Annotated in this window: 17 protein-coding genes and 1 riboswitch; of the genes, 9 read left to right on the top strand and 8 right to left on the bottom strand. The window is 61.5% G+C overall.

Annotated elements, in window-relative coordinates:
• Window positions 1-29: 29 nt before the first annotated feature.
• On the bottom strand, window positions 30-638 hold the full coding sequence (locus C4J86_RS02590; protein ID WP_124369373.1) for a YqiA/YcfP family alpha/beta fold hydrolase: 609 nt from the start codon (window positions 636-638) through the stop codon (window positions 30-32).
• A gap of 222 nt (window positions 639-860) precedes the next feature.
• Here C4J86_RS02590 and C4J86_RS02585 point away from each other — a divergent pair, with 222 nt between their 5' ends.
• The 3 genes from C4J86_RS02585 (at window position 861) to C4J86_RS02575 (ending at window position 4389) form a co-directional block, all read left to right on the top strand.
• Complete coding sequence (locus C4J86_RS02585) at window positions 861-1781, top strand: LysR family transcriptional regulator (RefSeq protein WP_124365608.1); 921 nt, start codon at window positions 861-863, stop codon at window positions 1779-1781.
• A 222-nt stretch (window positions 1782-2003) separates the two neighbouring features.
• Window positions 2004-3320 (top strand): MFS transporter, encoded by a 1317-nt coding sequence (locus C4J86_RS02580; RefSeq protein WP_124369372.1) that lies wholly within the window; start codon window positions 2004-2006, stop codon window positions 3318-3320.
• Between the two features lie 85 nt (window positions 3321-3405).
• Window positions 3406-4389 carry a M14 family metallopeptidase gene (locus tag C4J86_RS02575; protein WP_124369371.1) on the top strand — a complete coding sequence of 328 codons (984 nt, stop codon included), beginning with the start codon at window positions 3406-3408 and terminating at the stop codon, window positions 4387-4389.
• A 15-nt stretch (window positions 4390-4404) separates the two neighbouring features.
• Here the strand turns inward: C4J86_RS02575 and cpdA are convergent, their stop codons facing one another.
• The 3 genes from cpdA to C4J86_RS02560 all read right to left on the bottom strand — a co-directional run bounded on the left by cpdA (window position 4405) and on the right by C4J86_RS02560 (window position 6372).
• On the bottom strand, window positions 4405-5217 hold the full coding sequence (cpdA, locus tag C4J86_RS02570) for a 3',5'-cyclic-AMP phosphodiesterase (protein WP_124369370.1): 813 nt from the start codon (window positions 5215-5217) through the stop codon (window positions 4405-4407).
• 97 nt (window positions 5218-5314) lie between these two features.
• Window positions 5315-5764, bottom strand: a complete 450-nt coding sequence (locus C4J86_RS02565) for a DUF1249 domain-containing protein (protein ID WP_124369369.1) — start codon at window positions 5762-5764, stop codon at window positions 5315-5317.
• Window positions 5755-6372, bottom strand: coding sequence for an NUDIX domain-containing protein (locus tag C4J86_RS02560; RefSeq protein ID WP_124360997.1), 618 nt, complete (start codon window positions 6370-6372; stop codon window positions 5755-5757). The genes C4J86_RS02565 and C4J86_RS02560 overlap by 10 nt, the downstream gene beginning before the upstream one ends.
• 194 nt (window positions 6373-6566) lie before the next feature.
• Between C4J86_RS02560 and C4J86_RS02555 the strand changes: the two genes are divergently transcribed.
• Window positions 6567-7313, top strand: a complete 747-nt coding sequence (locus C4J86_RS02555) for an RsiV family protein (RefSeq protein WP_124360996.1) — start codon at window positions 6567-6569, stop codon at window positions 7311-7313.
• Here C4J86_RS02555 and cytX read toward each other — a convergent pair.
• Both cytX and thiC read right to left on the bottom strand, forming a co-directional pair.
• On the bottom strand, window positions 7282-8571 hold the full coding sequence (cytX, locus tag C4J86_RS02550; protein ID WP_124369368.1) for a putative hydroxymethylpyrimidine transporter CytX: 1290 nt from the start codon (window positions 8569-8571) through the stop codon (window positions 7282-7284). The two genes, C4J86_RS02555 and cytX, sit on opposite strands and share 32 nt — an antisense overlap.
• Before the next feature lie 135 nt (window positions 8572-8706).
• The gene (gene thiC, locus C4J86_RS02545) at window positions 8707-10611 is read right to left on the bottom strand and encodes a phosphomethylpyrimidine synthase ThiC (protein ID WP_124369367.1); all 1905 of its coding nucleotides are present in this window, start codon (window positions 10609-10611) and stop codon (window positions 8707-8709) included.
• Window positions 10612-10759: 148 nt separating this feature from the next.
• Window positions 10760-10865, bottom strand: a riboswitch (TPP riboswitch).
• 195 nt (window positions 10866-11060) lie between these two features.
• Between thiC and C4J86_RS02540 the strand changes: the two genes are divergently transcribed.
• Window positions 11061-12500, top strand: coding sequence for a TolC family outer membrane protein (locus C4J86_RS02540; protein WP_124360993.1), 1440 nt, complete (start codon window positions 11061-11063; stop codon window positions 12498-12500).
• Window positions 12501-12624: 124 nt separating this feature from the next.
• On the opposite strand, the gene waaA is transcribed toward C4J86_RS02540, so the two are convergent.
• Together waaA and C4J86_RS02530 are read right to left on the bottom strand one after the other, a co-directional pair.
• Complete coding sequence (gene waaA, locus C4J86_RS02535) at window positions 12625-13902, bottom strand: lipid IV(A) 3-deoxy-D-manno-octulosonic acid transferase (protein WP_124369366.1); 1278 nt, start codon at window positions 13900-13902, stop codon at window positions 12625-12627.
• Between the two features lie 23 nt (window positions 13903-13925).
• Window positions 13926-14816 (bottom strand): LysR family transcriptional regulator, encoded by an 891-nt coding sequence (locus tag C4J86_RS02530; protein WP_124369365.1) that lies wholly within the window; start codon window positions 14814-14816, stop codon window positions 13926-13928.
• A gap of 103 nt (window positions 14817-14919) precedes the next feature.
• Here C4J86_RS02530 and C4J86_RS02525 point away from each other — a divergent pair, with 103 nt between their 5' ends.
• The 4 genes from C4J86_RS02525 to C4J86_RS02510 are packed head-to-tail and all read left to right on the top strand — an operon-like array spanning window position 14920 to window position 18302.
• On the top strand, window positions 14920-15255 hold the full coding sequence (locus C4J86_RS02525) for a multidrug efflux SMR transporter (RefSeq protein WP_124369364.1): 336 nt from the start codon (window positions 14920-14922) through the stop codon (window positions 15253-15255).
• Window positions 15256-15310: 55 nt separating this feature from the next.
• Window positions 15311-16486, top strand: coding sequence for an FAD-binding oxidoreductase (locus C4J86_RS02520; protein ID WP_124369363.1), 1176 nt, complete (start codon window positions 15311-15313; stop codon window positions 16484-16486).
• On the top strand, window positions 16483-17295 hold the full coding sequence (locus C4J86_RS02515; protein ID WP_124369362.1) for an aldo/keto reductase: 813 nt from the start codon (window positions 16483-16485) through the stop codon (window positions 17293-17295). Before C4J86_RS02520 ends, C4J86_RS02515 begins: the two co-directional genes overlap by 4 nt.
• A gap of 41 nt (window positions 17296-17336) precedes the next feature.
• Entirely contained in the window at window positions 17337-18302 is a 966-nt protein-coding gene (locus tag C4J86_RS02510) for a metal ABC transporter ATPase (RefSeq protein ID WP_124365597.1), read from the top strand.
• Window positions 18303-18308 lie beyond the last annotated feature (6 nt).

Raw genomic sequence — 18308 nt, 5'->3', positions numbered from 1 at the left:
CGTTCGATTAAAAAAGTAACCCGCGATTTTTACAGTGACGAAAAATCGAAGGATTGATACTGATCTGCGCCAATGCCGGCAAAGCTCAACAGTGCCGGCAATTGCTGGGCGAACCCTTGGTAACCATGGTCGCCACCGGCCTGGATGCGCAAGGCACAGGCCCGGTAATACTGCTGGGCCAGGCGATAATCCAGGGTTTCATCCCCGGTCTGCAACCACACCTGATAACGCGCGGCGTCTTGAGGAGCCGGCACTTCCAGCTCGGCCAGCGCTGTGACGTGATCGTGGGTCAATTCCCAGGTTTCATCGGTGTAGAGGTTCTTCTGGGTGCCCAGGTAACCGTCAAACATCCGATGGGGGCTGATCGCCGGGTTGACCAGCAGCGCCTTGAGGCCATGGCGTTCGGCAAGATGGGTTGCATAGTAGCCGCCGAGTGAGCTTCCCACCAGCAGTGGCCGACCCAGTTGCGCGATGGCTTCCTCCAATTGAGGAATCGCCTGACGCGGGTGGTGATGCAGGGCCGGTACACGCAACTGGTCGGCCAGGCCGAGGCTGTCCATCACGGTCATCAACTGGCTGGCCTTGTTGGACGCCGGCGCGCTGTTGAAACCGTGGATATACAAGATTGATGCGGACATGCCGGGCTCTCCATGCTTGCGCCAAAGAGGCGCAGTTTACAGGTAACAGCGGGGTCGTGGGTGCAGCCCATCGCCGCTGGCGTTACTATCCGTTCCACGCCCCTTAAGCACCTGATCGGCTGCAAACTGCTCATTTTTTGATCAGCGCACTCTTTCTTCATTGCTTGTGGAATTCGCCGGTACTGGCGGCGCGTTAAATAGGTTGCCGAGCGGGAAAACAGCATGCAACTGGAATGGCTTGAGGACTTTATTGAACTGACCCGCACCCGCAGCCTGTCGCGCGCGGCGGAAAATCGGTGCGTCACGCACCCCGCGTTCGGGCGACGTATCCGGGCGCTGGAAGAATGGGTCGGCACGCCATTGATCGAACGTACACAACCGGTGTCACTGACCCCTTGCGGCGTACTGTTTCTGGATGCTGCAACCCAATCGCTGGAACTGCTGACCGCCGTCAGAGCGCAATTCAAAGGTGGCCCCCTGAGCCGCGATGAACCCGTGCGTATCGCCACCGGGCGAACCCTGGCCTGTGACTTCTTCCCCGACTGGTACGAGTCGCTGCACCCGCAATTGGGCAGTTTTGCGGTGTCACTGCTCACCAGCGGTGCGCAAGAGGCCATCAGCCGGCTGTCGGCTGGCGAAGTCGATCTGCTGCTGAGCTTTTCCAGCCCGCTGACCCAGTCATTGATCGACCCGCAGCGTTTTGACTCTCGAGTGCTGGCAAAGGAGCAATTGCTACCGGTCAGTGCGCCGGACGCTCAGGGCCAACCGCGCCAGCAGATAGCCGCAAGCAGTAACGCCCTCCCCATTCCCTGGCTGGCCTTTTCACCTTCCCTTGCGCTGCGCGGCGTGCTGGCGCAGCACCTGGAGCGACTGCCACAGCGCCTGGCGTTGCGGATGGTTTACCAAGCCGATTCCTATGATGCGATTCTGGAAATGGCCAAGCGTGGCAAGGGCCTTGCGTGGTTACCGCAGATGGTCGTCAACGATGCGCTGGCGTCGGGCGAACTGCTGATTGCAGGCGGCGCCGAGTTTTGCGTCAGCTTCGACGTCTCGCTGCATCGGTTACGCGATAACCAGAGCGAGATGGTGATGAAGATATGGGAAGCGTTGGCAGCGTTTGAAACGCTGCCGCCCCCCTCATAATCGCCCGTTTTTCCGCTTCACCACCGCTACCAGCCGCGGCTGGCCTGGCCCGTGCCAAAACAGCTCAAACCTGTGCCAAATCAGCAATTGCCGCTACACCGCTATTGATTCACTTTCATCCGGGCTTTCACCCATAACAATTAACGCTTTCGATCTCGCCAGGCCGCGTAGCAGCTTGGGCGAATCCGAATGCCAAACGTGAAATACACCCGGGGCACACCCATGACCGCTCAATCACCCGTCTTACCCTCGGCAACGACCCCAGCCCGACGAGGCCCATGGAAGGAAATCATCGCTGCCAGTTTCGGCAATGCGCTGGAGTTCTATGATTTGTTGATCTACGGCTATTTTGCAGTCGTCATCGGCAAACAGTTTTTCCCCTCCGATAACGAAACCACCTCACTGTTGCTGGCCGTGGGCTCATTCGGTATTTCCTTTCTGATGCGTCCGCTAGGCGCCATTGTGCTGGGTTCCTACACCGACAAAGCCGGGCGAAAAGCCTCGCTGACACTGTCGATCATGATCATGTTGCTCGGCACCGCAATAATCACTTTCGCACCCACCTATGAACAGATTGGCTTGGCCGCGCCGTTGTTGATCATCGTTGCGCGCATGCTTCAGGGGTTCTCCACAGGCGGTGAGTTCGGCGCCGCGACGGCGTTTATGGTCGAACACGCAGACGCCAGGCGCCGGGGTTTCTTTGCCAGCTGGCAACTGTCCACCCAAGGGCTGGCAACCGTCCTGGCAGCGGGGGTCAGCGCGATCCTCAGTTATGTACTGTCGGATGTGCAGTTGAACGAATGGGGCTGGCGCGTCGCATTCGGTTTCGGCCTGCTGATCGGGCCGGTGGGCTATTACATTCGTACACAAATCGATGAAACCCCGGACTTCAAGAAAACGCTGGTCAGCAGCACGGCCAAAACCCCGCTGCGAGACGTCTTGATCAAGGGGCATGTCAGCCTGCTGCTGGCTATCGGTGTAGTGGCCGGTGCGACCGCATTCAATTATGTCCATAAGTTGTACATGCCGATCTACGCGTTCAAGCAACTGAACATCACCGCCACGTCTTCTTACCTCGGGGCGCTGATGACGGGCGTGACGTTAATGCTGATGGCGCCGGTATTTGGCGGGCTTTCAGACCGCTACGGACGATACCGGGTACTGACCATTGCGCTGTTGATTACCGGGTTTTCGTCTTACCCGATGTTCGTGCTGCTCAACACCTTCCCCAGCTTCACCACACTGCTGATCGTGCAAGCCCTTGTTGGCTTGTTGATCGCAGCCTGCCTGGGGCCGATTCCAGCGATGCTTTCCGACATTTTCCCGACCAGCATTCGCGGCACGGGCCTGGCGCTGAGCTACAACTTTTCCGTCACCCTGTTTGGTGGTTTTGCGCCATTGATCGTGACCGCGTTGATCGAAGCCAGCGGCAGCAAGCTCGCACCGAGCTTTTACGTGATGGGGACCATCTTGATCAGTGTCGTGTCGATCGTCTGCCTCGGCCGGCGCATGCGCGGTACGCAACCTTCGGCCAGTTGAGCCGGGCCCTTATAAAAGCCAGCTTCCCATGTTTGTCGCGCCCTATCTGGCGACACGTCTAAACGTTGGTCTATCGGAGACAGAAATGAAAACCTTAGAGCAAGTGCGTGCATCCCTGAAGCCATACCCGATTGAAGTCAACTTCCCCGACCTCAGCCCATGGAAAAACGGTAATGGCGGGATCGACTACGTTTACAGTTTCGACAGCGGCGAACCGGGGCCGCATGTTTTGATCATGGCATTGACCCATGGGAATGAAGTCAGCGGAGCCATCGCGGTAGACACCCTGTTACGCAGCGGTATCCGTCCGCGCAAGGGCCGCTTGTCACTGGCGTTCGGCAACGTTGAGGCCTATCAACGCTTCGACCCGCAAAACATCGACGCGTCCCGCTTCATTGACGAGGACATGAACCGTGTCTGGCTGCCATCCGTATTGGACGGCGAGCGAGAGTCTGTCGAGTTGCGCCGCGCCCGTGAGCTGCGACCGCTGATCGACGACGTCGATTTTCTGCTCGATATCCATTCAATGCACGAAGAGTCCCCACCCCTGATGATGTGCGGGGCGTGCGCCAAAGGCCTGGCATTTGCAAAATCGTTGGGTGTACCGGCCACCGTCGTCGCCGACGCCGGCCACGCCAATGGTCGACGCATGCGTGACTACGGCGGGTTTGGTGACGCCAAAAGCACCAAAAACGCGCTGCTGATCGAAACAGGTCAGCACTTTTCAAAAAAGAGCGAACACGTCGCCCTCGATATAGCCGCTCGTTTCCTGGTGGCGACTGAAACCGTCACCGGGGCTGACGTTTCGAGGTTTCTAAGCCGGGAACAGCCCGTTGCCCAGCACTGTTTGCAGGTCACCGATCCGGTGATCGCGAACAGCATGGACTTCAGTTTTACCGATGACTTCCGTGGCCTGGAACGGATCGCTCACGCGGGAACAGTGATCGCCCGAGACGCCGAACGCGAAATCCTCACGCCGTATGACAACTGCGTGCTGATCCAACCCTCGCTGCGGCACTTGGGGCAAGGCGTTACCGTGGTCAGGTTGGCGAAGGCGCTGGACCTATAGCCGCGCCGTCGGTGGTCAATAGCCGTTGCTGCCGTAGTCCACCTGGAACGCGAAGCCTTGGAGCCTTTCTACGCCGGTATCCAACCGCCCGTCGGCATGCAGGCGCAGCCAGCGATAGCCCGGCGCTTGCTCGCTGACCTTGAAGTCCTCACTGCCGGGTGCGAACTGGATGCACGTGGACGGCGAAGCCAGCAGGCGTACACCGTTGCGCTCGCGGTCGATTTCCTGGTGCACATGGCCCCAGAGCACCGCCTTGACCTGCGGGAAGCGGTCGAGCACGGCAAACAACGCATCGGGGTTGCGCAGGCCGATAGGCTCCATCCAGGCACAGCCGATCGACATCGGGTGATGATGGAAGCACACCAGATGATGCCGGTTCGGCGCTTCGCTCAAGGCCTGGGCGAGTAATTGCAGTTGCTGGTCTTGCAGGTAGCCGGGCACGGAGCCGGGTACGGCGGAGTCCAGCAGGATGATGCGCCAATTGCCGACATCGACCACCGGCTCCAGCAGGTCGCTGTGCACGGCAGCCTGGGCCATGATCTGCGGCTCATCGTGGTTGCCGGGAATCCAGCGCGCGGGAGCACCTATCGGCGCAGTCATATCGCGAAATTGCTGGTATGACGCCAGCGTGCCGTCCTGGGACAGATCCCCGGTGGCCAGCACCAGATCGATAGACGGCTGTTGTTCGCGGACCAATTCGATCACCCGCTGCAGGCTCTCGCGGGTATTCATACCCAGCAGCGTACTGTCGGCCTCGGCAAACAGATGGCTGTCGGTCAGCTGCACCAGCAGCACAGCGTCAGGGTTCACGGCGGATACGCTCGGCAAGGCGCTCTCCCTAGCAATCACAGGAATAGATAGTTGGGGCAATTATGCTGGGGCAGGACACAAAGAGGAAACCTGGACAAACGGACACCGTTCACATCTACCGCACGACTTCGAACTCATGGCCCAAGGCCAGGCAGTGGCTCAACCATTCGCCAAGGAACACATTGAGCTGGGCTTTCTCGTCGGGCTGGTGCATGAACACATTCGGGTAAGGATAGATGCTGCGAAAGCGCCGTGCATGTTCGGCGCTGATCACTTCGGCCATGCGCGCATCGTGGTACACCTGCACTTCCAGCTCCGGCACCGGCAGCCACGGCAGGCTGTGTTCCTGGCGCACGCGCAGGGTGGTGGTGTACGGGCAATTGACGATGACTTCCAGGGCCAGCACGCCGAGCATCTGGTCGCCGTGGGTCACGGCAATGCGCCGCGCCTCGGGCGCGTGGCGCATGTCGGGCAGCAGGCGCATCAGCCGCGCGTAGTTGGCCTCGCACGCGGCTTGCAGCCCGATCAGGTCGACCCGATAACGTTCCCGTGCCTTTACTGCCATAACCCCCTCACTTCCGCGCGATTAAGCGCAAGCCATTGCAGGGCGATAATGCTGGCTGCGTTGGAAATCTTACCGTCGCGTACCGCCTGCAAGGCATCTTCGAATGCCCAGGTGGTGACGCGGATGTCTTCTGCCTCTTCTTCCAATCCATGGATACCACCGGCCTGGGAGCTGTCGCAACGGCCCAGGTACAAGTGGACAAATTCGGTGCTGCCGCCAGGCGAGGGGAAATACTTGGTGATCGGCCACAGCGCGGAGAACGTCAGCCCAGCTTCCTCCTCGGCTTCGCGGTGTGCAACCTCCTCCGGCTGCTCGTCCTTGTCGATCAGGCCGGCGACCATTTCCACCAGCCAGGGGTTGTCGGTGCGGCCCATGGCGCCCACGCGGAACTGCTCGATCAGCACCACTTCATCGCGCTGCGGGTCGTAGGGCAGCACGCACACCGCATCATGGCGCACGAAGACTTCACGATTGATCACGCGGCTCATGCCGCCGTCGAACTTCTCGTGGCGCAACTGCACGCGATCGAGCTGGTAGAAGCCCTTGTAGGCAGAGTCGCGCTGAACAATCTCGATTTTATTCGGCGTCGACTTCGTAAAATCCGTCATATCCTTCCTCGTCATAAGCCGTGCAATGGGCGCCATCCTAACGCGCCCATGCAGGTTGGCGCAGCCCCTTTCCGGTTGCCGGGATAGACGGCGGGCGTCAAACTCACTCTAATCAGTCTAGTGGCGAACTGGCGGCCTTGTTGGCAGTCCAAGCGCTACTCTTTTCGCTTTCCATCGATTTACGAAGGACACACATGTCGCTTTTAAAAATCGCCTCCGTGGCTTGTATTGCCTTGACCCTGGGTGCCTGCCAGAGCCTGTTCCAACCCAGCCAGCTCAAGCCGCTGGACGTCACCACCGACAAATCGGAGCAAACCAAGCCCGGCTGCGGCAGCCCTGACTGCCCGCTGGTGAATATCGATACCGTGCATTTTCCCGCCGACCCGCAACTCGACAGCCTGGTGGAGCAGCGCTTGCTGCAAATGACCCGCACCAGCCCCGGCGCCAGCGTACCGGCAACCCTGAATGCCTACCGGGACAAGTTCCTGCGCGAATCCCCCGACCGCCACAGCATGTATTTGCAAGCCAAGGTACGCGAGCAGCATGACGCCCTGGTGATCGTCGAAGTGTCCAGCTACCTGGACACCGGCGTGGCCCACGGTGAGCCTGGCCGCGGGTTCATCAACTATTCACGTGTGCTGCATAAAGAGCTGGGCCTGGCCGACATGTTGTTGCCCGGCCAGGAGCAGGCCTTCTGGAATACGGCAAAAGTTGCCCACAATAGCTGGTTGATCAACACCAAGATGGACCGCGATCCGGAGTTCGTGAAGAACTGGCCGTTCCAGAAAACCCCGAATGTGGCCTTGACCAGTGGCGGCGTGGTGCTCAAGTACAACGTGAGCACCATCGCGCCTTATGCACAGGGGTTGATCGAAATCACCATCCCCTATGCGCGCCTTACCGGTGTGATCAAGCCTGAGCTGATGCCCGCGCGCCACTGACCGCCCGCCCCAGGATGAACTGCAGCAGCCCCGCCAGCAGCAATGCCGGCAGGGTTGCGCCAATATCCGGATAGAGGTTGGCCAGCACATGATAGGTAGCGATGCCGCCCAGCCAGGCCACCAGCGCTGGCCAGTGCAGCTGGGTCACCGCGCCCTGGCGCCGATGGCGCAGGATGAAGTGATCCACCAGTACCACGCCGAACAGTGGTGCAAATACTGAACCGATCAGCAACAGGAAGTTCTGGTATTGCGCCAAGGGCGCAAAGCAGGCGATCAGGGTGCAGATCACACCAATGGCCAACGCCAGGTGCTCGACCTTCAAGCGCAGCAGAATAGCGCTCGACACCGCCGCCGAGTGAATATCGGCAAACGCGTTTTCCGACTCGTCCAGCAGGATCAGCAACAGCGGAATACCCAGGCCGGCGCCGGCCAGGGCCAGCAGCAATGCATTGACCTCACCGCTTGGCGCAAATGCCAGGGTGTAGGCCACCCCCAGGCTCATCAGCCAGAAATTACCCACAAAGAACCCCAGCGCAGTGCCGCCGAACACGCTTTTGGCGCGCTTGCCGAAGCGTGAGTAGTCGGCAATCAACGGCAGCCAGGACAGCGGCATGGCGATGGCAATGTCGAAGCCCACCGCAAACGGCATCGAGCCATCACCGGCCTGGGCCCACAGGGCAGCGAGGTCGGCCTTGACGAACAGGTTCCAGGTCAGCCACAGGCAGGCCGCAAGCAGCAGCCAGATACCCCATTTGCGCAGGACCTGGCGCACGAAGGTCAGCGGGCCGCTCACCGCCAGCAAGGTGGCAAGGCCGCCGAAGAACAGCGTCCACAGCAAGGGGCTCGCCAGCAGGCTGCCTTCGCTGAACGCTCTTGTGCCCAGCAGACTGGCGGCATCGCGCATCACGATGATTTCGAACGAGCCCCAGCCAATCAATTGCAACAGGTTCAACAGCGCCGGCAGGCTGGCGCCCTTGGCACCGAGGCTGAGCTTGAGTGCGGCCATGGCGGACAAGCCGGTGTCGCTGCCGATCACACCGACGGATGCCAGCAACAGCACGCCCACCAGGGTGCCAAGGAAGATGGCCAACAATGAGCCGGACAAACCCAGGCCCGGCGCCAACAGCGCGCCGGTTTGCAGGACCATCAGGCCGATGCCGAGGGAGAACCACAGGGAGAACAGGTCGCGGGCGCCGAAGACGCGCTTGTCGGTGGGCACCGCGATGTCGGGGGAGTAGGTACTCGGTTGAATGTTCAAGGGGGGTATCTCTGAGGGGCTGATCGTTCCCACGCTCTGCGTGGGAATGCCGCTTTGGACGCTCTGCGTCCGCCTTTGTGACGCGGAGCGTCACGGGATGCATTCCCACGCGGAGCGTGGGAACGATCATGGGTTTCAGACTTTTTTGTACAGCTGACTGCCTTCCTGCTTGAACCGCTCCGCCTGCTCCGCCAGGCCCTTGGCCACGTCCACATCCACCGCTTCAATGCGCTGGTTAGCCGCGTACTCACGCACTTCCTGGGTAATTTTCATCGAGCAGAATTTCGGCCCGCACATCGAGCAGAAATGCGCGACCTTGGCCGAATCCTTCGGCAGGGTTTCGTCGTGATAGGAACGCGCGGTGTCCGGGTCCAGGCCGAGGTTGAACTGGTCTTCCCAGCGAAACTCGAAGCGTGCCTTGCTCAGCGCGTTGTCGCGTATCTGCGCACCCGGATGGCCCTTGGCAAGGTCGGCAGCATGCGCCGCGATTTTGTAGGTAATGATGCCGGTCTTCACGTCATCCTTGTTCGGTAAGCCCAGGTGCTCCTTGGGCGTGACGTAGCAGAGCATGGCGCAGCCGAACCAGCCGATCATCGCCGCGCCGATACCGGAGGTGATGTGGTCATAGCCTGGCGCAATATCGGTGGTCAGCGGCCCGAGGGTGTAGAACGGCGCTTCGTCGCAGCACTCCAGCTGCTTGTCCATGTTTTCCTTGATCAACTGCATCGGCACGTGGCCCGGGCCTTCGATCATGGTTTGCACGTCGTGCTTCCAGGCGATCTTGGTCAGCTCGCCAAGGGTTTCCAGTTCACCGAATTGCGCGGCGTCGTTGGCGTCGGCGATCGAGCCAGGGCGCAGGCCGTCGCCTAGGGAGAAGCTGACGTCATAGGCCTTCATGATTTCGCAGATCTCGTCGAAATGCGTGTAGGTGAAGTTCTCTTTGTGGTGGGCCAGGCACCACTTGGCCATGATCGAGCCGCCACGGGACACAATGCCGGTGACGCGCTTGGCGGTCAGCGGTACGTAGCGCAACAACACGCCGGCGTGGATGGTGAAGTAGTCGACGCCCTGCTCGGCCTGTTCGATCAAGGTGTCACGGAACAGCTCCCAGGTCAGGTCTTCGGCGGCGCCGCCGACTTTTTCCAGGGCCTGGTAGATAGGCACAGTACCGATCGGCACCGGCGAGTTGCGGATGATCCACTCGCGGGTTTCGTGGATGTGCTTGCCGGTGGACAGGTCCATCACCGTGTCCGAACCCCAGCGAATACCCCAGGTCAGTTTCGCCACTTCTTCTTCAATGGACGAGCCCAGCGCGCTGTTGCCGATGTTGCCGTTGATCTTCACCAGGAAGTTACGGCCGATGATCATCGGTTCCAATTCGGTGTGGTTGATGTTGGCCGGAATTATCGCGCGGCCACGGGCGATTTCTTCACGCACAAATTCAGGGGTGATGATTTTCGGCACGCTGGCGCCGAAGCTGTGGCCGGCGTGCTGCTGGTCAAGCAAGCCACCGGCGCGGGCTTCTTCAAGCTTCATGTTTTCGCGGATGGCAACGTATTCCATCTCGGCGGTGATGATGCCCTTGCGCGCGTAGTGCATCTGCGTGACGTTAGCCCCGGCCTTGGCGCGGCGCGGGTTCTTTACATGGGCGAAACGCAGGGCAGTCAACTCGGCATCGCTCAGGCGCTGTTGACCGAAGTGCGAACTCAGGCCCGACAGGCGCTCGGTGTCGCCACGGGATTCGATCCAGGGCGAGCGCACATCGCCCAAGCCTTTGCGCACGTCGATGATCACGTTGGGGTCGGTGTACGGACCGGAGGTGTCGTAGACCACCACGGGCGCGTTGATTTCGCCGCCGAAATCGGTGGGCGTCACATCCAGGCTGACCTCGCGCATCGGCACACGAATGTCCGGGCGAGTGCCTTGTACGTAGATTTTCTGCGAGCGGGTAAACGGCTGCACGGAGCCGGAGTCGACCTTGGCCGATTCACTCAAGTGCACGGTGTTTTTCAGTTTTGTACTTTTTATTTCTGTGCTCATCACGGGCTCTCCAACTCTCCAGGCGGTGGATGTTTGTCGGAGCGAACCTGTGACGGACGGAGGCACTGGAACCAGTGCTGTGCTTGGCGCACGAGGGCTGTTCGATTGTCGAACAACATCCCGGACGAAGCACAAGAGGACTCGCCGGGTGACGAGAAATCTTGTTCCCTACGCAGGCGTTAACCTGATCAGGTTCAACGGGATCCGGTATTTACCGATCTCAGCCTTCCAACAAGGCACCCCGACAAGAACGCGGCCAGTCTAGACCATGGCGTGGGCAAATTGCCAATGGCGCCGCATTGGGCACGATAAATGGCGTGATTGCAGGATTGTTGTGCCGCGGTCCGGCCACTACACTCCGGAGCTGCCTCAAGGCTTGACGCTCCAGTTGGGTCACCGTAGCCTTGGCTAACAAATTATCATCGTAATATTTACTCAGGGATCGACTCATGCTGCGCAAACTTTCACTGGCAGTTGCCGTGTCTTGTGCGACCCACACAATGGTCTGGGCAGCTGAAGCGCCCTTGTCTGCCAGGACCGACCTGGTCAGCGTCTATCAGGAAGCGGTGGACAACAACGCTGATCTGGCCGCCGCACGCGCCCAGTACGGCGCGCAGAAAGAAGTGGTGCCCCAGGCCCGCGCCGGGTTGCTGCCGAACCTGACCGGCGGCGCTGATATCAACAACGTACGCACCCAGATCGACACGCCGGCCGCCACCGCCAATCGCGATGCGCACTCCTGGCGTGCAACCCTGAGCCAGCCGCTGTTCCGTGCCGACCGCTGGTTCCAGTTGCAAGCTGCCGAAGCCACCAACGAGCAGGCGGCGCTGCAGCTCTCGGCGACCGAACAGAACCTGATCCTGCAGAGCGCCGAAAGCTACTTCGCCGTGCTGCGCGCCCAAGACAACCTGGCCTCGACCAAGGCCGAAGAAAATGCCTTCAAGCGTCAGTTGGACCAATCCAATGAACGCTTCGATGTGGGCCTGTCGGACAAGACCGACGTGCTGCAATCCCAGGCCAGCTATGACACGGCACGGGCCAACCGTATCCTCGCCCAGCGCCAGGTGGAAGACGCCTTCGAGGCGCTGATCACCCTGACCAATCGCCAATACAATTCGATCCAGGGCATTGTCCATACGCTGCCGGTGTTGCCGCCGCTGCCGAACGACGCCAAGGCCTGGGTCGAAACCGCCGGCCGCCAGAACCTGAACTTGCTGGCCAGCAACTACGCCGTCACCGCCGCCGAAGAAACCCTCAAGCAGCGCAAGGCGGGCCACGCGCCGACCCTGGACGCGGTGGCGCAGTACGAAAAAGGCGATAACGATGCCCTGGGTTTCAGCAACCCGAATGCGTTCGGTACGCCCTATCGCGGTGACGTCGAACAGCGCACCATCGGCCTGCGCCTGAACATTCCGATCTACAGCGGCGGCCTGACCAGCTCCCAGGTCCGTGAGTCCTACTCGCGCCTGGGCCAGACCGAACAGCAACGCGAAGGCCTGCGCCGCCAGGTCGTGGAAAACACCCGCAACCTGCACCGCGCGGTGAATACCGACGTGGAGCAGGTACAGGCGCGCCGCCAGTCGATCATCTCCAACCAGAGTGCGGTGGAAGCCACGGAAATCGGCTATCAGGTGGGCACGCGCAATATCGTCGACGTGCTCGACGCCCAGCGCCAGCTCTATGCGTCGGTGCGCAATTACAACAATAGCCGCTACGACTACATCCTCGACAACCTGCGCTTGAAGCAGGCTGCGGGCACGTTGAACCCAGGGGATCTGCAGGACCTGACGCGCTACCTCAAGGCCGACTACAACCCGGACAAGGACTTCCTGCCACCGGACCTGGCCAAAGCCGCCGCCGAGCAATTGAAGGCCCGCCCAGGTTCTTGAGAACACTGCAAAACCAATGTGGGAGGGGGCTTGCTCCCGATAGCGGTCTGTCAGTTCAAGTAGTTTTGACTGACACTCCGTCATCGGGAGCAAGCCCCCTCCCACATTTTGGATCGGCGTTGAGTCAGTGAGTGATCAATCGATCCAAACCATCCAGCAAGCGCTTAAGCGCGCCCTGGTTGGCCTGCATCACCTTCAACCCCGCCTGCGCCATCCTGCGCGCATCCTGTGGCAACTCGAACAGCTGCCGCACCGCCTCGGCCAAGCCGTCTGCATCATCCACCTCACGCAACGCCCCGGCGTCGCGCATCATCGCGGTGATTTCCAGGAAGTTGAACAGGTGCGGCCCCATGATCACCGGCTTGCCCAGCGCGGCCGGCTCCAGCGGGTTGTGCCCTCCGGTCGGGACCAGGCTGCCGCCGACAAAGGCGCTGTCGGCCAAGGCGTAGAGAAACAGCAACTCGCCCATGGTGTCGCCGAGCAACACTGAGGTGTGGGCGGTGACCGGCTCGCCACTGGAACGACGTACCGTGGCAAAGCCCTGCTGCACGCAACGCTCAAAGGCCGGGTCAAAGCGTTCCTGGTGACGCGGTACCAGGATCAGCAAGGCGTTGGGATAGCTGGCGAGCAATTGGCGATGGGCCGCAAGCACGACTTCGTCTTCACCTTCGTGGGTGCTGGCGGCGATCCACACCGGCCGCTCGCCGGCCCCCCATTGTCCGCGCAGGGCGGCGGCGCGGGCCGGCAGTTGCGGGTCGACGGTCAGGTCGAACTTGATCGAGCCGGTGACTTCAACGGTTTCAGGACGCGCGCCGAGGCTGCGAAAGCGTTCGGCCTCGGTCTCGGTCTGTACCGCAATCAAGTTCATTTGCGCCAGCATCGGCGCGGTCAGCCTGGCAAACCGGGCGTAGCCCTTGGCCGAGCGCGCCGACAACCGCGCATTGGCCAGGGCCACCGGAATACCGCGCTGGGCGCAGGCGTGAATATGGTTGGGCCACAATTCGGTTTCCATTATCACCGCCAGCCGGGGCTGTACCCGGTCAAGGAAACGCTTGGCGGCGCAGGGCAAGTCGTACGGCAGATAACAATGTTGAATGCGCGGTTCATTGGCGAACAGCGCCTGGATGCGCTCGGAACCGGTGGGCGTCATGCAGGTGACGGTCATCGGTAACTGCGGATAACGCTCCAGCAGGGCGCGGATCATCGGCGCGGCGGCAATGCTTTCGCCCACCGACACCGCATGCACCCAGATGCCGCCGGGCCGCATCACCGGCAAGCCATAGGAAAACCGCTCGCCCACGCGCTTGGCATAGGCCGGCGCCTTGCGCGCGCGCAACCATAGACGTAAAGCCACCAACGGCAGCGCCAGGTAAAACAGACAGCTGTAGAGAGTTCTATTCATGGCGGCGGAGTTTATCGGCTTTTTCAGTCGATCGCCTGCAGGCACTCGGCAAAACGTTCAGCCAAAAAGCGTGCGGCAGGCCCGAGGTGTTCATCGCGGCGCCACACCAGCTCCACCACCAGCGCCGGCGGGGTCCATTCGCTGTCCAGTTCAACCATCTGTTGCTGGTAGGTCGGGTATTGCACGATATGCCGTGGCAACCAGGCCCAACCGAGGCCGCTCATCAGCCATTCGGCCAGTACGTAGAAGCTGTCGGCCCGCCACACCAGCGGGCTGGCGGCTTCGCTGCCGGGGTAGACGCTGGTCTGGGTCGACATCAGCAACTGGCGAAACTGTGCCAGTCGTTGGCAATCTACATATTTTTCCCTAGCCAAAGGGTGATTCACTCCGCACACCGTGACCATTTCCACACTGCCCACCACCCGCCGTTCGAGGGCTTCGGGGATCTGGTCGTGGTAGAACAACAGGCCCAGGTCGGCCTGGCGTTCCACCAGCTTGCGCGCCACATCGCCCTGAGCGGCGCTGGACAACTGCACTTCAAGCAACGGATAGCGCACGGCCAGCGCTTCCAAGCTGTCGAGCACCGGCTGGAACAACATCGCCTCGTCCTGGGCCAGGCGCAGGCACGCTTCCTCGCCACGGGTCAACGACAATGCCCGCCCCGTCAGGCGCTCGCACTGGCGCAGCACTTCGCGCGCCTCCTCCAGCAGCACACCGCCGGCTTCGGTCAGGCGCGGCTGGCGGCCGCTGCTACGCTCGAACAGGCTGACGCCGAGGTCCGCCTCCAACATCGCGATAGCATTGCTGACGGCCGATTGCGCCTTGCGTTGCCCGCGCGCCACGGCAGAGAACGAACGCTGCTCGGCAACGCTGACAAACAGGCGCATCTGTTCCAGATCCCACTGCACGCTCATGGCTGAACCTATCTTGAATTCGGATAGGTAATGACTTTACCCCATCTGTTGAACCTCTAGAATGCCGACCTTATCAAACGAGCTTCACCTTGAGGAACGCACCATGAACGCCGCCTACTGTTACCTGGCCATCGCCATCTGCTCGGAAGTGATCGCGACCGTTTCCATGAAAGCCATCAAGGGCTGGAGCACACCCATCCCGCTGTTGCTGGTGATCGTCGGTTATGGCGTGGCGTTCTGGATGCTTACGCTGGTGGTGCGCACGGTGCCGGTGGGCGTGGCTTATGCCGTCTGGGCGGGGATGGGCATCGTGATGGTCAGCGTTGCAGCGCTGTTCATCTACGGGCAGAAGCTGGACATCCCGGCCATGCTGGGGATGGGCCTGATTGTGCTGGGCGTGGTGGTGATTCAGCTGTTCTCGAAAACCGCCGGTCACTGACCACCACTCAACAGCCTGTATACTGCACCTCTTGTCTTGAACATTGAGGTCGCCGATGCCATCCGTTATTTCCACCGACGTTCTGATTGTCGGCGCCGGGGTTGCCGGCCTTTGGCTCAATGCGCGCCTGCGCCGCCAGGGGTTTTCCACGGTGCTGGTGGAAAGCGCGACCCTGGGTGGCGGGCAAAGTGTGAAGTCTCAGGGGATCATCCACGGCGGCGCGAAATACGCCCTGCACGGCGCCCTCACCGGCGCCTCCGAAGCAATTGCCGACATGCCGCGCCGCTGGCGTGAAGCCCTGGCCGGCACTGGCGAGCTGGACCTGTCCGGCGTGCGCCTGCTCTCCGAAGCCCACTACCTGTGGTCCCCCGGCACCCTCGCCGGTAATCTCACCAGCTTTTTCGCCAGCAAAGCCGTGCGCGGTCGCGTCGATCAGGTCAAGGGCGACGAACTGCCCCCGGCGCTGCAAGATCGCCGCTTCAAGGGCAAGGTCTATCGCCTGGCGGAGTTGGTAGTGGACGTGCCGAGCCTGATTGAACGCCTGGCGCACCTGGCTGGTGACGGTTTGCTCGCAGGCCGGCAGATCGAACCACTGCTCGACGGCGACACGCTGGTCGGCTTGAAGGTTGATGGCCGCGACATCCGCGCCCAGCGCATCGTACTGAGCGCCGGCGCCGGCACGGCGGAGTTGCTGGCGGCCCTGGGCTTGAGCCAGCCGGCGATGCAGACCCGCCCGCTGCACATGATCATCGCCAAAGGCCCAGGCCTCAAGCCGTTGTATGCCCACTGCCTGGGCGGCGGCACCAAGCCGCGCCTGACCGTGACCACCCACCCGGCCGCCGACGGTCGCTGGGTGTGGTACATCGGTGGCGATATCGCCGAGGCCGACGGCGTGGCGCGCACGCCGCAAGAGCAGATCGCTACCGCCCAGAAAGAGCTTGCCCAGTTGTTGCCGTGGATCGACATGAGCCAGACCCAGTGGGCCACCCTGCGCGTCAACCGCGCCGAGCCACTGCAATCGGGCCTGACCCGTCCCGACAACGCCTTCGTTGCCGAACAGGGTCGCCTGTTGGTGGGGTGGCCGACCAAGCTGGCCCTGGCACCGGATTTCGCCGACCGAGTCATCACCCGCCTGGAACGCGACGGCATCCGCCCAAGCGCCAGCGCCCCCCTGCCCGAGCTGCCAAAGCCTGCTATCGGCCAACCCGCCTGGGAGCAACTGTTGCCATGAGCCTGCCAACCCTGCACGACCTGCATCGCCCCCTGGGCAGCACCGGCTTGCTGGTGTCGCCGCTGGGCCTGGGCACCGTCAAGCTGGGCCGTGACCAAGGGGTGAAATACCCCAGCGGCTTCAAGATTCCGGATGACGACGAGGCGCGGATGTTGCTGCGCCAGGCGCGCCAGCTGGGCATCAACCTGATCGACACCGCACCCGCCTACGGCCGCAGCGAAGAGCGCCTCGGACCACTGCTGCGCGACCAGCGCAAGGATTGGGTGATCGTCAGCAAGGTCGGTGAGGAATTCGAAGCGGGCGTTTCCCGCCACGATTTCAGCGCTGCCCATACGCGGATGTCAATCGAGCGCAGCCTGAAAAGACTTGAAACGGATTTTATCGACCTGGTGCTGGTGCACTCCGACGGTAACGACCTGCATATCCTCAACGATTGCGAGGTGTACCAGACCCTGGCGGCGCTGAAAAAAGAGGGCAAAATTCGCGGTTTCGGCTTCTCCGGCAAGACCGTTGAAGGCGGCGTGAAGGCGCTGGAACAGGGTGATTGCGCAATGGTCACTTACAATTTGAACGAACAAGCTGAAAAAGCCGTCATTGAATACGCAGCGGCCCATGGCAAGGGCATCCTGGTGAAAAAAGCCCTGGCCAGCGGCCACGTGTGCCTGGAGCCTGGAATGGATCCAATTCAGGCCAGTTTCATGTTGTTGTTTGCGCAAACGGGTGTCGCCAGTGCTATTGTCGGGACCATTAATCCGCTGCACCTGGCCCATAACGTGGCAACCGCTGCCCGAGTCATCCGTCAACTCTGATGCCGCCCACGCGGCCGACCCCGTCGCAAAAAGGAGCCGACATGCCGCGTACGCTCATAAGAAAGAACCCCAGCAACTTCAAGACATTGCCGCTGCACGTAGAAGCCACCCCCGAAGGCCTGAGCTACCAGAGCGTCGGTATGCCGCTCAACTTCGCCCAGACCCTGCAACGGCGCAAGCCGGTCGAGGTGCCCGACGCCGAACGCTTCACCCTGGAACTGGCGAACCTCGGCGTCTCGGTGCGCCTGACGCTGCACTGGCAAAACAAGGATTACTGGGTACTGGTGCGCCAGCGGCGCCAGGATCGCGGCGATGTGGTGCTCAAGCTGATCTCCGGCTACGTCCCGGCCCATGAACTGAACCTGCCGCTGCATACCGCCATCCAGGAAATTGCCGAAGAGTGCTTGCTGGAAACCCCGGAAGGCTGGCTCGGCGGGCGCTTCAACGACACATGGCTGCCGGCGCCCTACTCCGCCGCGCTGCATTACCGTGAAGCCCTGCCGTTTCGCCTGAGCCCGCTGTCCGGCGCCGCGCGCCCGGTGCGCTGCGCGACCACCCAGTTGATCGAGCGCCCACGGGCCTATGTGCACCTGCCAACGGCTTCACTGCAGTTGATTTACGATCTGCGCCTGGAAGTGCCGAAAGAGGCCAAGTCGCTGAGCCTGTTTCATGTGGATGAGCGCCTGGAAGGTGACCAACTGGTGGCGCGCCTGGATCGACAGCGTCCGGATCTGTACTTGATGCCGCTCAAAGACGGCGAGCCGCTGGCCGAGCTGTACACGGTCAAGAAAGATCAGCTGTACCCTGCGAGCACGCGTGGTTTGTACCTGGCCGAAAGCTTCGCCCAGCAAGAAGGCTGGCTGGTGCGTGATGAGCGGATTCGCTGGAAGGACTGGCTGCGCCAGCAAGGCCTGGCAGAACCGGAAAAAGAATCGAAGCTCAAGCGCTTGACCGGCAAGGCGCAGCAGATGCTGCGCAAGATCGTGCCGAAGAAAACCAGCCGCTAGGCGCGA

Source organism: Pseudomonas sp. R2-7-07 (assembly GCF_003852355.1).
GTDB lineage: Bacteria > Pseudomonadota > Gammaproteobacteria > Pseudomonadales > Pseudomonadaceae > Aquipseudomonas.
This window is presented reverse-complemented; position numbering and strand designations above follow the sequence as displayed.